At 62.0% G+C, this 12,960-nt stretch carries 13 protein-coding genes; 3 read left to right on the top strand and 10 right to left on the bottom strand.

Annotated elements, in window-relative coordinates; genetic code table 11:
• Positions 1 to 171: 171 nt before the first annotated feature.
• The 4 genes from EN738_RS19990 to argJ form a co-directional block, all read right to left on the bottom strand.
• A complete protein-coding gene (locus EN738_RS19990) occupies positions 172 to 480 on the bottom strand; it encodes a hypothetical protein (protein ID WP_127285210.1) in 309 nt (102 codons plus the stop codon).
• A 103-nt stretch (positions 481 to 583) separates the two neighbouring features.
• Complete coding sequence (locus EN738_RS19985) at positions 584 to 1,006, bottom strand: (deoxy)nucleoside triphosphate pyrophosphohydrolase (protein ID WP_127285209.1); 423 nt, start codon at positions 1,004 to 1,006, stop codon at positions 584 to 586.
• Positions 1,003 to 1,752 carry a GNAT family N-acetyltransferase gene (locus tag EN738_RS19980; protein ID WP_127285212.1) on the bottom strand — a complete coding sequence of 250 codons (750 nt, stop codon included), beginning with the start codon at positions 1,750 to 1,752 and terminating at the stop codon, positions 1,003 to 1,005. The genes EN738_RS19985 and EN738_RS19980 overlap by 4 nt, the downstream gene beginning before the upstream one ends.
• 29 nt (positions 1,753 to 1,781) lie before the next feature.
• Positions 1,782 to 3,023, bottom strand: a complete 1,242-nt coding sequence (gene argJ, locus EN738_RS19975; RefSeq protein ID WP_127285208.1) for a bifunctional glutamate N-acetyltransferase/amino-acid acetyltransferase ArgJ — start codon at positions 3,021 to 3,023, stop codon at positions 1,782 to 1,784.
• 212 nt (positions 3,024 to 3,235) lie between these two features.
• On the opposite strand from argJ, the gene EN738_RS19970 reads away from it, so the two are divergent.
• A complete protein-coding gene (locus tag EN738_RS19970; RefSeq protein ID WP_127285207.1) occupies positions 3,236 to 3,832 on the top strand; it encodes a TetR/AcrR family transcriptional regulator in 597 nt (198 codons plus the stop codon).
• 103 nt (positions 3,833 to 3,935) lie between these two features.
• Here EN738_RS19970 and EN738_RS19965 read toward each other — a convergent pair whose 3' ends face one another.
• Positions 3,936 to 4,853 carry a peptidylprolyl isomerase gene (locus EN738_RS19965; RefSeq protein WP_127285211.1) on the bottom strand — a complete coding sequence of 306 codons (918 nt, stop codon included), beginning with the start codon at positions 4,851 to 4,853 and terminating at the stop codon, positions 3,936 to 3,938.
• A gap of 251 nt (positions 4,854 to 5,104) precedes the next feature.
• Between EN738_RS19965 and secA the strand changes: the two genes are divergently transcribed.
• A complete protein-coding gene (gene secA / locus EN738_RS19960; RefSeq protein WP_127285206.1) occupies positions 5,105 to 7,837 on the top strand; it encodes a preprotein translocase subunit SecA in 2,733 nt (910 codons plus the stop codon).
• Between the two features lie 134 nt (positions 7,838 to 7,971).
• On the opposite strand, the gene EN738_RS19955 is transcribed toward secA, so the two are convergent.
• Genes EN738_RS19955 through EN738_RS36365 form a run of 5 tightly spaced genes read right to left on the bottom strand, consistent with a single transcriptional unit; the run spans position 7,972 to position 11,948 of the window.
• The gene (locus tag EN738_RS19955) at positions 7,972 to 8,079 is read right to left on the bottom strand and encodes a helix-turn-helix transcriptional regulator (protein ID WP_245478143.1); all 108 of its coding nucleotides are present in this window, start codon (positions 8,077 to 8,079) and stop codon (positions 7,972 to 7,974) included.
• Between the two features lie 14 nt (positions 8,080 to 8,093).
• Complete coding sequence (locus EN738_RS19950; RefSeq protein WP_127285205.1) at positions 8,094 to 8,825, bottom strand: hypothetical protein; 732 nt, start codon at positions 8,823 to 8,825, stop codon at positions 8,094 to 8,096.
• A gap of 1 nt (position 8,826) precedes the next feature.
• On the bottom strand, positions 8,827 to 9,678 hold the full coding sequence (locus tag EN738_RS36370; RefSeq protein ID WP_281034315.1) for a type ISP restriction/modification enzyme: 852 nt from the start codon (positions 9,676 to 9,678) through the stop codon (positions 8,827 to 8,829).
• A complete protein-coding gene (locus tag EN738_RS36775) occupies positions 9,617 to 10,426 on the bottom strand; it encodes a type ISP restriction/modification enzyme (RefSeq protein WP_281034314.1) in 810 nt (269 codons plus the stop codon). Before EN738_RS36775 ends, EN738_RS36370 begins: the two co-directional genes overlap by 62 nt.
• Positions 10,362 to 11,948 (bottom strand): N-6 DNA methylase, encoded by a 1,587-nt coding sequence (locus tag EN738_RS36365; RefSeq protein ID WP_245494585.1) that lies wholly within the window; start codon positions 11,946 to 11,948, stop codon positions 10,362 to 10,364. The genes EN738_RS36775 and EN738_RS36365 overlap by 65 nt, the downstream gene beginning before the upstream one ends.
• A gap of 300 nt (positions 11,949 to 12,248) precedes the next feature.
• Here EN738_RS36365 and EN738_RS19940 point away from each other — a divergent pair.
• Positions 12,249 to 12,960: oligosaccharide flippase family protein (locus EN738_RS19940; protein ID WP_145966883.1), on the top strand; the 712-nt coding region annotated here is incomplete at its 3' end.

Raw genomic sequence — 12,960 nt, 5'->3', positions numbered from 1 at the left:
ATATTCAATGGCTGTCGCGCCTCTCTCGTCGTGGACGAACTGTTGCAGAAGCTTTTTCATGGTCATCGATCCCTCTTGCCAGGACCATAGCTCCTACCTGTTAAGAAAGGTTAACGGCAAAAGCTTAACAGGCGGTGAAACGGGTCGTTTCTCGGAAATTTGTTAACTATATCAACACTCCCCGCTGCGCGAGCCGTCGCTGCGGATCACGCAGACCGAACTGGGCAGAGGCTGCAAGACGCTGCGGCGCAGCGTATAGGTGTCGCGATGGCCGATCGTACCGGTGCTCATCGTGTCGACGCCGGCAAAACCGTCGCGGGCTGACCGGGTCTGGCTGTCGAGCAAAGGCGCGGCGATCAAGGCGAGCGCCACCGCGGCCGAGCCGAACAGAAGCGTGATGCGCAATATGCCCATACCGGCATCGGCGGCGCGAAAGCCGCGCTCCGGCCGGATCGAGTCCCAGTCTTTGTCGAGGCTCATGCAATCGCTCCCCACGCGAATCGGCCGGGACCCGGCTTTGCCTCAATTTTCCACACCGGGATAAATCTTCCATTAACGCTGGCTAAAACCAGCGCCCAGGCGCTCACAGGAGATCGATGAGGAACTGGATCAGCGGCGCGTCGGCCGGCGGCATCGGATAGTCGCGCATCTGGCGCGGCCGCACCCATTTCAGCCCCTGCCCTTCCCTTGGCTGCGCGATTCCGCGGAAGCGGCGGCAGACGAAGAGCGGCATCAGCAGGTGAAAATCATCGTAGCTGTGGCTGGCGAAGGTGAGCGGCGCGAGACAGGGGATGTCCGTTTCGATGCCGAGTTCCTCCTGGAGCTCCCGGATCAGGCACTCCTCAGGTGTTTCACCGGGCTCGACCTTGCCGCCCGGGAATTCCCACAGGCCGGCGAGCTGCTTGCCTTCGGGGCGCTGCGCCAGGAGCACGCGACCATCCGCATCGACCAGCGCGCAGGCGGCGACGAGAAGCAGGCGCTTGCCGGGTGGCTTGACCTCGCTCATGCGCCGGGCGGCCGACGATAGTGGTAGCGGTAGACCTCCTCGAAGCCCAGCGACCGGTAGAGCCCCAGCGCCGGCGCGTTGCCGGCCTCGACCTGCAGCCAGGCCTCCCGCGCGCCGCGCAGCCGCGCCCATTTCAGCGCCGACAGGATAAGGTTGCGGCCGTGGCCTTGGTTGCGCACCGATCTGTCGGTGGCGATCTCGAACAATCCGGCGAGGTCGCCGTCATGGACACAGATCAGCGTCGCCAGCGGCTCGTTGCCGTCCTCGAGCGCGAACAGCCCGGCCTCGGGCTGGATGGCGCCGATGATCTCCGACAGGCCTGGCCTGAGCGACACGTCCGAGCCGCTGACCTTCAGCGACGCGCCGATGAAGCGGCTGATGTCTTTCAGCGGAATCTGGTCCATGGCGGTGTCGAGCCGGGCGTCGGCCAGCGGCAGCCGCATCACCAGGGATTCGTCGAATCTGCTCCAGCCTTCGCCGTCGAGATGTTTGGAAAGGACAGGGCCTGACAGCGGCGATATTCGGAACGTCAGCGGCCGGCCATAGGCGTCGAAACGCCGGCTGGCGCGGCCGATGCGCTCGGCGATGTGCTGGGTGTCGCCGGGGTCGAGCGGATTGACCGAGTTCAGCCGCTTGGCCGGATGCCCGGCCGTCAGCCGTACCACCCAGGTGCCGTCATAATGGACGGCGGCCGCCGGCCAGGCGCGGAAACCGGCCGCCTCGTAGCGGCGCACGGTCGCGAGCATGCTTGCCGGATGTCTGGACACCAACGCCCTCAGCTCCGGTAATCGCCGTTGATGGCGACATATTCCTTGGTGAGGTCGCACGTCCACACCGTCGCCTTGCCGCGGCCGATGCCGATATCGGCGCGGATGCGGATATCGTCGCGCTTCATATAGGCCGAGGTCGCTTCCTCGGAATAAGCCGGATCGCGCTCGCCCTCATGCGCCAGCCTGTTGTCGCCGAACCAGATCGACAAAAGGTCGCGGTCGGCGGGTTCGCCGGCCTTGCCGACCGCCATGACGACGCGGCCCCAATTGGCGTCCTCGCCGGCGACGGCCGTCTTGACCAGCGGCGAATTGGCGATCGACAGCGCGATGCGCTTGGCCGAACGGGCCGACTTGGCGCCGGTGACGGTGACTTCGACCTGCTTGCGCGCGCCCTCGCCGTCGCGCACCACCTGCAGCGCCAGCGTCTTCAGCACCTTGCCGAGCGCACGGCGGAACGCGCCGAGCCGCGCGTCCTTGGCATCGCTGATCGCGGGCGCGCCGCGCTTGGCAGCGGCGCCGGTGGCAAACAGCAGCAGCGTGTCGCTGGTCGAGGTGTCGCTGTCGACGGTGACCGCGTTGAAGGTCTTGGCGGTGCCGCGCGACAACAGATCCTGCAGCACGGGTGCGGCGATCGGCGCGTCGGTGGCGATGAAGGAGAGCATGGTCGCCATGTCGGGCGCGATCATGCCGGCGCCCTTGGCGATGCCGTTGATGGTGACGTTGGCGTCGCCGAGCTTCACCGTCGCCGTCGCCACCTTCGGATAGGTGTCGGTCGTCATGATGGCCTTGGCCGCCTCGGTCCACAGGTCGGGCTTGCCGTCCTTGACCAGCCCGGCGAGCAGATGGCTGAACCTGGCCGTGTCGAGCGGCTCGCCGATGACGCCGGTGGAGGCCAGGAACACCTCGCTAGTGGCGCATCCGGCGGCCTTGGCCGCCGCCTCGCCGGTCAGCGCCGTTGAAGCGCGGCCCTTCTTGCCGGTGAAGGCATTGGCGTTGCCGGAATTGACCACCAGCACGCGCGCCTTGCCGGCGCCGAGGTTCTGCCGGCAGAAATCGACCGGCGCCGACGGGCATTTCGACTTGGTGAACACCCCGGCGACGGCGGTGCCCGGATCGAAGACCATGGCCAGGAGGTCGGTGCGGTTCTTGTATTTGATCCCCGCCTCGGCGGTGGCGATGCGCACGCCCTCGATCGCGGGCATTTTTGGATATTTCTTCGGCGCGAGCGGCGAAATCGTTGCGGACATGAGGACCTCGGGCGGCGGAAACGCTGGGGAAGGCCGGTTTGCCCGATACGACGCGCCGGCGCAAGGGCGTTTTCGTCGCTCCTGCCGGCCGCGCCAACCCGCTCCGCACGCCTGCAAGGCCGCGCATTTGGGGAGGCCCCGGAACGGGCCGTATCGTTTCACCGAGAAGCCTTGTATCCTGCGGGCAAGACATATCGGCAAGGACAAGGCAGATGGGCGAGGCCGCCGGAACCGGGCGCAAATCGATCGGCGCCAGGCGCAATCCCGACAGCGCCGACGCCATTCTCGACGCCGCCGAGGCGGTGCTGGCGGAGGCCGGCTATTCCGGCTTCTCGATCGAGGCGGTGGCGCGCCGGGCGCGGGCCGGCAAGCCGACCATCTATCGCTGGTGGCCGAGCAAGGCCGCCCTGCTGCTCGACGTCTACCAGCGGCAGAAGCGGGTCGACGTCCCCGACACCGGCAATCTCGAGGACGATCTTGTCGGCTTCCTGAAGAACCTGTTCGCGCACTGGCGCCTGACAGCGTCGGGCAATGTGTTCAGATCGCTGATCGCCGAGGCGCAGTCGGATAGCCACGCTGCGGCGGCCCTGGCCGGCTACGCGACCGGACGCCGCGCCCACACCGGCCAGGTGATCGAGCGCGCCAAGGCGCGCGGCGAGGTCGCGCCCGAAGTCGATGCCGGCATCGTCGCCGACCTCATCGCCTCCTATGCCTGGAGGCACCTTCTTACCAACCGGCTCGACGAGGACCAGGCGACGCTGCGCACTGCCGTCCGCTATGTGATCTCCGGCATTTCCGCCAAGCGCTGAGCCGCCGGGCTCGGGCTGCCGGCACGACACGCTTGTTTCCATGCCGCAAACGAAAAGGGCGCCGAACGGCGCCCTTCGCAAGACTGATGAGCTGTCGCGGGCCTTACTTGCCGCTTTCGATCGTCTCGACCGCCTTCTTCAGGTTGGCGTCGGGGATCTCGACCTTGGCGTCGGCGCGCAGCTGCTTCACCAGCGCGAAATACTTGTCGCGGATGACGGCCTGCTTGGCCTGGTCCTTGACCTCCTCGAAGGCCGGCGGCTGCTTGGCGCGCTTGTCCTCGAGCTTGATGACGTGCCAGCCGAACTGCGACTGCACCGGCTCCTTGGTGTATTTGCCGACCTCGAGCGCGAACGCCGCCTTGTCGAACTCGGGAACCATCTGCCCCGGTCCGAACCAGCCGAGATCGCCGCCGTTGGACTTGCCGCTCGGATCGCTGGTGTGCTCGTTGGCAAGCTTCTGGAAATCGGCGCCGCCGTCGAGCTGCTTGATGATCGCCTCTGCCTCTTCCTTGGTCTTCACGAGGATGTGACGGGCGTGCACCTCGTTGACCGGCGGCGTGTTGGCGATCTCCTGGTCGTAGCGGGCGCGAATCTCGGCGTCGGTCACCTTGTTGACGACGCCCTTCTCGACCATCTCGCCATGCAGCGCGCGCTGCTGCAGGAACGCCATGCGGCGCTGGAAGTCGGCATCCTTGTCGAGGCCGGTGGCGACCGCCTGGGCCGCCATGACGCGGATCTCTATGGCCGCCGAAAGGGCGGCCGCGCGGCGCTGTTCCGGCGGCAGTTGCTGGAACTGCTGCGACAGCTCGCCTTCCGCAAGCCCAAGGTCCGCCTCGGTCAGCGGCTGGCCGTTGATCGTCGCGACCACGGCGTTCGGATCGACCGGCTTGGCGGCCGCGGCCGGGGCAGCCGGCTGGGCCGGGGCGGTTTCCTGCGCCATCAGCGGCGACAGCGACAGAGCCGACAGTCCGAATGCCAGGCCAAGGCTGGCGAGCGACGCACGGCGGAACGATAAGGTCATCAAGATTAACTCCGGTGGGGATTGCTTGGGCTGAATGGCTTCAGATCGGCCAGATTGTGGCGGAATTTGGCGCGGTCGGCAGGACCAGCGCGGCGTTGACATCGTTTGAGCCCCCTCTTATCTGTCCAACGACTTTGCGTCCAGAACCGTTTTCCGGGCGCTTTTTGCGTTTGTCCGCGTTTCACGCGGATTTGATGGGGCCGCCCGGTGCCTGTCGCAACGATTAAGAATGCTATCGAAAGGGCCATTGGATGGTCAGTCTCGGCGGTCTCGCCCGTAAGGTTTTCGGCTCCTCCAACGATCGCCGGGTGAAGGCGACCCGGCCGCGGGTCGAGGCCATCAATGCCATGGAAAACGAGATGCGGGCGCTTTCCGACGTCGAGCTTCGCGGCCGCACGGAAAAGTTCCGCCAGGATATCGCCAATGGCGCCTCGCTCGATGATCTCTTGATCCCGGCCTTCGCCACTGTGCGCGAGGCCGCGCGCCGCGTGCTCGGCCTGCGTCCTTTCGACGTGCAGCTGATCGGCGGCATGGTGCTGCACAATGGCGGCATCGCCGAGATGCGCACCGGCGAGGGCAAGACCCTGGTCGGCACCCTGCCCGTCTATCTCAATGCGCTCGCCGGCAAGGGCGTCCATGTCGTCACCGTCAACGACTACCTCGCCACCCGCGACTCCGAATGGATGGGCCGCATCTACAAGTTCCTCGGCCTCACCGTCGGCGTCATCGTCCACGGTCTCTCCGACGAGGAGCGTCGCGCCGCCTACGCCGCCGACGTCACCTACGCCACCAACAACGAGCTCGGCTTCGACTATCTGCGCGACAACATGAAATACGAGCGCGCGCAGATGGTGCAGCGCGGTCACAGCTACGCCATCGTCGACGAAGTCGATTCCATCCTGGTCGACGAGGCGCGCACGCCGCTGATCATCTCCGGTCCGCTCGAGGACCGTTCGGAGATGTACAACACCATCGACGCCTTCATGCTCAAGCTCGGCCCGGCCGACTACGAGATCGACGAGAAGCAGAAGACCTCGATCTTCACCGAGGAAGGCACCGAGAAGCTCGAGAACATGCTGCGCGACGCCGGCCTTCTGAAGGGCGAGTCGCTTTATGACGTCGAGAACGTCGCCATCGTCCACCATGTCAACAATGCGCTCAAGGCGCACCAGCTGTTCCAGCGCGACAAGGACTATATCGTGCGCAACGGCGAGATCGTCATCATCGACGAGTTCACCGGACGCATGATGCCCGGCCGCCGCTATTCGGAAGGCCTGCACCAGGCGCTCGAGGCCAAGGAGCACGTGGCGATCCAGCCGGAGAACCAGACGCTGGCCTCCGTCACCTTCCAGAACTATTTCCGCCTCTACGACAAGCTCGCCGGCATGACCGGCACGGCGCTGACCGAGGCCGAGGAGTTCGGCAACATCTACAATCTCGAGGTCACCGAGATACCGACCAACCTGCCGGTCGTGCGCAAGGACGAGGACGACGAAGTCTACCGGACCGTCGACGAGAAGTACAAGGCGATCGTCAAGGAGATCAAGGACGCGCGCGACAAGGGCCAGCCGATCCTGGTCGGCACCACCTCGATCGAGAAATCCGAGCAGCTCGCCGAGCGCCTGCGCAAGGACGGCTTCAAGAGTTTCGAAGTGCTCAATGCCCGCCACCACGAGCGCGAGGCGGCCATCGTCGCCCAGGCCGGCAAGCCCGGCGCCATCACCATCGCCACCAACATGGCCGGCCGCGGCACCGACATCCAGCTCGGCGGCAACGCCGAAATGCGCATCGCCGAGGAACTCGGCGACCTTCCGGAAGGGCCGGAGCGCGAAGCCAAGGAAAAGGCAATCCGCGACGACGTCGCCCGCCTGAAGGAAAAGGCGCTCGCCGCCGGCGGCCTCTACGTGCTCGCCACCGAACGCCATGAATCGCGCCGCATCGACAACCAGCTTCGCGGCCGCTCCGGCCGCCAGGGCGACCCTGGCCGCTCGAAATTCTTCCTGTCGCTGCAGGATGACCTGATGCGCATCTTCGGATCCGAGCGCATGGACGGCATGCTGCAGAAACTCGGCCTCAAGGAAGACGAGGCGATCATCCATCCCTGGATCAACAAGGCGCTGGAGAAGGCACAGAAGAAGGTCGAGGCGCGCAACTTCGACATCCGCAAGAACCTGTTGAAATATGACGACGTCTCCAACGACCAGCGCAAGGTGGTGTTCGAGCAGCGCATCGAGCTGATGGACGGCGAAGGCCTGTCGGAGACGGTCGCCGAGATGCGCGACGGCGTCATCGAGGAGATCGTCGCCAAGAACATTCCCGAAAACGCCTATGCCGAGCAATGGAACGTCGCCGGCCTCAAGGCCGAGGTTGCCGAGTTCCTCAACCTCGACCTGCCGGTCGAGGAGTGGGCCAAGGAAGAAGGCATCGCCGAGGACGACATCCGTGAGCGCATCACCGCCGCCGCCGAGACGGCCGCCAAGGAACGCGCCGAGCGTTTCGGCCCCGACGTGATGAGCTATGTCGAGCGCTCGGTGGTGCTGCAGACGCTGGACCACCTCTGGCGCGAGCACATCGTCAATCTCGACCATCTGCGTTCGGTCGTCGGCTTCCGCGGCTACGCCCAGCGCGATCCGCTGCAGGAATACAAGGGCGAAGCCTTCGAGCTGTTCCAGGGCATGCTCGGCAATCTGCGTCAGGCCGTTACCGCGCAGCTGATGCGTGTCGAGCTGGTCCGCCAGGCCGCCGAAGCGCCGCCGCCCGAGGCGCCCGACATGTTCGGCAGCCATATCGACGGCACGACTGGCGAGGACGACTTCCAGGGCGGCGAGACGGCGCTCCTGGTGCGCCAGGAATCCAATGCGATCGTCGCGGCGGAGGATCGCGACCCGAACAACCCCGCCACCTGGGGCAAGATCGGCCGCAACGAGACCTGCCCCTGCGGCTCCGGCAAGAAATACAAGCACTGCCACGGCGCGTTCGCTTGAGAGCAATTCCAGGAAAAGTGTGAAGCGGTTTTCCGCCCGGAATTGCGTCAGAACAAGGCGACCTTCCCTTCTCCCCGTTCACGGGGAGAAGGTGGCCCGAAGGGCCGGATGAGGGGCAGCGCGGCCGTTCGCGATCACACCAGTCCTGAAGCGCGCGCGGCGGCGGACGCCTCGCCGCGCGAGACCGCGTCCAGCTTGCCCAGCACCGCCGAGACATGGTGATCGACCGTCTTCGGCGAGATGGTCAGATGCTCGGCTATCCGCTTGTTGGAGAAGCCGCGCTCGCCAAGGGAGTTCTCGCTGACTTTTGCAGGAATTTGCTGGCCTCGTCAGCCAGAATTTCGAAATCTACAGCAGCATACGGATCGCTTCGCGATGCCCGAAGATCCAACACATAAGGCTCGAGGACTACCCAATTCCTTTCGATCGGGACACTCCAAGTTTCTACAATATACGCCGCAGGAAGTAGCCCATGCTTGATCAGCGTTCCAACCGATTCGAAAGTTCTAGCCACAGTCTCCGCAGCGGCCCTCTGGCCCGCATCCCACTCGCCTACGGGCTTCCGAAATTCTTCCTTTGCACGAGCAACAACGCCCCTCGCGGAAACAGCTTCAGGCGATTCGATGATATCCAGAGCTACCTTGAATGTCTGGGCATATATGGTCTTATTCAATGCCCTTTGCGCCTCATTCTGAGCTTCGGTAGACCGCTGGACTTCTTCGCGCATCTGCTTTTGCTCCTCCCTTTGAAGGGCCAACTCCTCTCTCTGCAGCAAAATGGCGACTATAACACCAGCAAACGCCAGTCCTGAAAACAAGGCATTTACGCTTCCATATAAGTCTCCGGAAAGGCCTCTATCAGACAGGTTCGGATAAATACATCGCATGGCGAACGGTGTAGCGATCCACAGCACTATCACCCCTCCGAAAATCAGCACCAAGGACAACCTCGAAATGCCGGTCGCTCCAGATTCTTCACTATCAACCATTCTATCGCCTCGCCCCCTTCATCGCTTCGGTGATTGCCACCGTCTCTACGCTCACGCGCGTCACCTTGGCTAAGAGATCGACGACGTTCTCCTTGTGGTCGGCGAAACGAAAGGTGTTGAACTTTTCCCGGATCGTCGGGTCTTTCGGTGTCTTTTCCTTGTACTGATCGAGAATCCAATCGAGGCTTGAGCGATTGCCAAGTCGGTAGTCCCACGCCTCCTTCGGGATGCCAGAAAGATGCGTTTCGGTGTCGACTCGTATGATGCCGTTGTCGTGATCGGCTTTAAGCAGCGCCTTGGGCGCAAGGTCCGCCGCTCGCGCCTTCTCGTCTGGAGTGTCCAGTCGCTCCAGCGGCCACGGTTCGACCGTCTCGTACCCGATATGCAGGTCCATAAGCCGCTTCCCCCATTCCGCCCAGCGCCAGAAGTCGGGATAGAACGGAATGCGAGGAAACTCCCGCTTCAAATTCAGCGCGTAGTTCTCGCGATACACAGGGTCGTGCAGCACACCGTAGACATAACGAAAGATGTCGTCCTTGGTCAGTGCCAGAACCGCCTTCCGCGAGCCGTCACTCTCCTTTTCCAACGGGGAAGTCGGGGTGCCCTGCCCGTCTCTGCCATAAGCCTTCTGAAACTCCTTCAGCGCCCAGTCGGTGATGTTGTCGACGCGTTCACCTGACGACGTGTATCGGTAGCGGGGGAGGCATTGGAACCCATCGGAGCTCGCGGCAAGATGAAACTCGGCGGGAACATCAGTTGCGAGCGGACTAAATGGAGCCCGGGCTCCAGGGTCATTGAAAAATATCGACTGATTCCGGCCGTGTTTGAAAAACGCCGGCATCTTGTTCGGCATTTCGACAAGAGAACTCCCAAAAATAGACGAGTTTCTTGCTGAATCGTCGATACAACGTTTCCCGATATGAGGCTGGCTCATATTCTAACTTGTTTCCGGAAGCGATTGACCGGAGAAGTGAACGAGACCACTTGATGGTCGTGGTTCGACTTGCGCCGGAATTGGCCATAGGAGCAACGCCTGTCGTCAAGTTCGCGGCATCGATCAAGTATCGGACTTTTACTTCGATTTGCTTCTCGCTATCGCCTACAACCCAACCATCGCGAGCCGTAATATATCCCATCGAGTAATCACCAAATATGGCTTTGACATTTCTAAGATTTGAACTCTTCTTGAAAGATTTTCCAGCCACCGGGATCATGTCGCCCCAGTCGTTCTCGGTAAGATTGACCCAGTTCGCATTCTTGTCCGGCTCGACACGCTGATAGGAAATAGTCGACGCCTTGGCATTCGCCAGAAAGCTCAACTTATCCTCAGCGGTGTCGTACTCCGGACGACGCGCGTAGAAAATCTTGCAGCCCTTCTGCTTATGACGTTTGACGAAGAAGGAGATCGCAACACCCGTCTGGATGCCGAAAACGTTGTTCTTTGTGCCGGAGAGCTTGGGATTGGCACGGACATCTCCGCCAAGATCGACGATGTGGATTTCATTGAATTCTTGCGCCACCGCCTTTCGGAACCCGTCAAAGGTTCGACTTTCTATGAAGCTTCGGTTGGTGACGAACGCCAGCACGCCGTCGTCGGCCATGCGGTCTGACGCCCAGCGGAAGAACCGGGCATACATGTCGTAGACCTTGGTCTTCTGCGGTGGAGAGCCGGATGTAGCTCGACTTGATGAGTTGATCGACGCGCGGATATTCACGGTTCTTGTTGTTGTCGTTCTCGTTTGCCTGATTGGCATTATACGGCGGGTTGCCGATGATGACCGAAATCTTCCGCTTGTTCTGCCGCTTTACGCGCTCGACGTTTTCTTCCGACAGCCCGGCAAACATGTCGTGCTGATAGCCCGCTTTGATCCCAAGCCCCGCTACATTGTCCAGCGTATCGACGAAACAAAGGTTGGGAAACTCCGCGAACTGGCCCGAGATCGCGGCATAGGTCGCCTCAATGTTCAGGTTCGCCACATAGTAGGGTAAGATCGCCACCTCATTGGCATGCAATTCGTTTTTGTATTTGTGCGCCAACTTTCGCGGTTGTCCGCGGAAATGCTCCAAAAGCTCGCATACGAAAGTGCCGGTGCCGGTCGCCGGGTCGAGAATCTCGACATGCTCGTCGATAAGTTGTCTGCCGAAATGTTTCTGCGTCAGCCAGTCGGCGCCTTCGATGATGAATTTCACGATCTCATTCGGCGTGTAGACGACGCCCAGCCGATCGGCCTTCTTCCTATCGTAGACCTTGTAGAAATTCTCGTAGATCAGCTTCAGGAACTGCTGTTTTTCCTGATGGCTGGAAATTAGCGCCGCATTGGCGCGGATAGTCGCGTAGTAGGTCTCCAACCTCTTCAGTGTTTCGCGTTTCACCTGGCCGGTGAAGAATTTCGCTTCCAGCGCATAAAGCTCTTTGGCAATGTTGTTCTCACGATGAAAGTCGCCGTTGTCGAAGACGTGGGCGAAGATTTCCTCGGTCAATACATGCTGAATAAGCATCTCCCGAACATCGGCTTCGCCGACCGAAGGGTTGATCGTGTCCCTGGCGTGCTGCAGAAATTTGTCCGCCGACGCGCGGAAATCCAAATTCTTGTCATAGGCCGCGTCGATGCGTTCACGAAGTGCGGTCAGCACCGCCGGAATATCGTGCTTGAACTGCTCAACAGCTTTTCGGAAATCGCGGATTTCCTCCCGTTCGTATTTAAAGAACAGCGATACCAGCTTCAGCAGCTTTTCGGTGTCCGTCATCGAGCAGCGAAAAATTTCCTGCCGATTCTGGATCAGAACTGCCGTGTCAGAATTCTCGAAAATGATATTGTCTTGCGGATAGCCCTTGGCCAGTTTCTTGCGAATTTCCTCGTCGAGATCATCTGCCGTGTCCTTAGCTTCCCAGTAGCCAAGGGGCACACGCAGGTCATGCAGGATCGTCCCGTCAGGACGGATGCGATTTTTCTGAGGCGATAGAAATTCGTATTGGCTAATGAAATGCAGGTTATTTTGCCGCGACCACGCTTTCAGCAGATCCTTGAACGCTTCCGAGATGACGCCCTCGGTGAAGGACCCGGAGAACTTCCGCAGCCTGTCAATTTCGTTGAGATATTCCTGAATTAAAAGCTGACTCATGCCCCCTCCGCGCCACGGCATTAGAACCAAACTTTATTGGTTGTCAAAGGTCGTTCGGAGGGTACGATAGCGACTGGCCTGCCAGCCGGCGACTACGTCGTGCCGGCAACTTCTCGGCCCTCGCTCGCCATTCGTCATGCCGCCCCGCAAGGCGAAGCTCGCGCCGCCCCTCATCCGCCTGCCGGCACCTTCTCCCCGTATAGTGACGGGAGAAGGAAGGCTTCTCACCCAACCGTTTCTTAATGTGTTTTCGCTAGACCGAAACGCAGGAAACGAGGCGGAAAACGGAGAATAATCGGGGTGCGCTTTTCCGCGGCGACGACTGCCGGGCGGTTTTTGCCGCAGCGCTTGGCGCTGCGCGTGAGCCCGTTGCTTGGCCGCATCGATGCCGTGCTGTTCACCGCCGACGAGCGCGGCGAGGCCGGCCGCATGTCGCTCATCGCCTTCACCATCCGCATCATCAGCGCCGTTATCGCCTTCGTCAGCCAGGTGCTGATGGCGCGCTGGATGGGCTCCTTCGAATACGGCATCTTCGTGCTGGTCTGGGTGACGATGGTGATCGTCGGCAACCTCGCCTGCCTCGGCTTCCACACCTCCGTCATCCGCTTCATCCCCGAATATCGCGAGCGCGGCCTGCTCGCCGAACTGCGCGGCATCGTGATGGCGAGCCGGCTGTTCGTGCTGGTCGCCTCGACGGCCATCGCCGGCCTCGGCGCGCTCGGCGTCTGGCTGTTCTCGCCCTGGATCGAGAACTACTATGTCGTGCCGTTCATCCTCGGCGTCATCTGTCTGCCGATGATCGCGCTGGGCGATCTCCTGCAAGGGCTGGCGCGGGCGAATTCATGGGCACTGTTCGCGCTGTCGCCGACCTATCTGGTGCGGCCGGTGCTGATCCTGGTGTTCATGGCGCTGATGCTGGCGGCGGGCTATGCGCCCGATGCGAGGACCGCGATCTTCGCCTCGATCGCCGCTACCTACGCCACCACGCTCGGCCAGTTCATGGGCGTCACAG

The organism is Mesorhizobium sp. M4B.F.Ca.ET.017.02.2.1 (assembly GCF_003998955.1).
GTDB lineage: Bacteria > Pseudomonadota > Alphaproteobacteria > Rhizobiales > Rhizobiaceae > Mesorhizobium > Mesorhizobium abyssinicae.
This window is presented reverse-complemented; position numbering and strand designations above follow the sequence as displayed.

Excerpts from the sequence above, each read along its gene's own strand:
- EN738_RS19990 (WP_127285210.1), bottom strand. The coding sequence starts at position 480 with ATGAGCCTCGACAAAGACTGGGACTCGATCCGGCCGGAGCGCGGCTTT.
- EN738_RS19985 (WP_127285209.1), bottom strand. The coding sequence starts at position 1,006 with ATGAGCGAGGTCAAGCCACCCGGCAAGCGCCTGCTTCTCGTCGCCGCC.
- EN738_RS19980 (WP_127285212.1), bottom strand. The coding sequence starts at position 1,752 with ATGCTCGCGACCGTGCGCCGCTACGAGGCGGCCGGTTTCCGCGCCTGG.
- argJ (WP_127285208.1), bottom strand. The coding sequence starts at position 3,023 with ATGTCCGCAACGATTTCGCCGCTCGCGCCGAAGAAATATCCAAAAATG.
- EN738_RS19970 (WP_127285207.1), top strand. The coding sequence starts at position 3,236 with ATGGGCGAGGCCGCCGGAACCGGGCGCAAATCGATCGGCGCCAGGCGC.
- EN738_RS19965 (WP_127285211.1), bottom strand. The coding sequence starts at position 4,853 with ATGACCTTATCGTTCCGCCGTGCGTCGCTCGCCAGCCTTGGCCTGGCA.
- secA (WP_127285206.1), top strand. The coding sequence starts at position 5,105 with ATGGTCAGTCTCGGCGGTCTCGCCCGTAAGGTTTTCGGCTCCTCCAAC.
- EN738_RS19950 (WP_127285205.1), bottom strand. The coding sequence starts at position 8,825 with ATGGTTGATAGTGAAGAATCTGGAGCGACCGGCATTTCGAGGTTGTCC.
- EN738_RS36370 (WP_281034315.1), bottom strand. The coding sequence starts at position 9,678 with ATGCCGAACAAGATGCCGGCGTTTTTCAAACACGGCCGGAATCAGTCG.
- EN738_RS36775 (WP_281034314.1), bottom strand. The coding sequence starts at position 10,426 with ATGGCCGACGACGGCGTGCTGGCGTTCGTCACCAACCGAAGCTTCATA.
- EN738_RS36365 (WP_245494585.1), bottom strand. The coding sequence starts at position 11,948 with ATGAGTCAGCTTTTAATTCAGGAATATCTCAACGAAATTGACAGGCTG.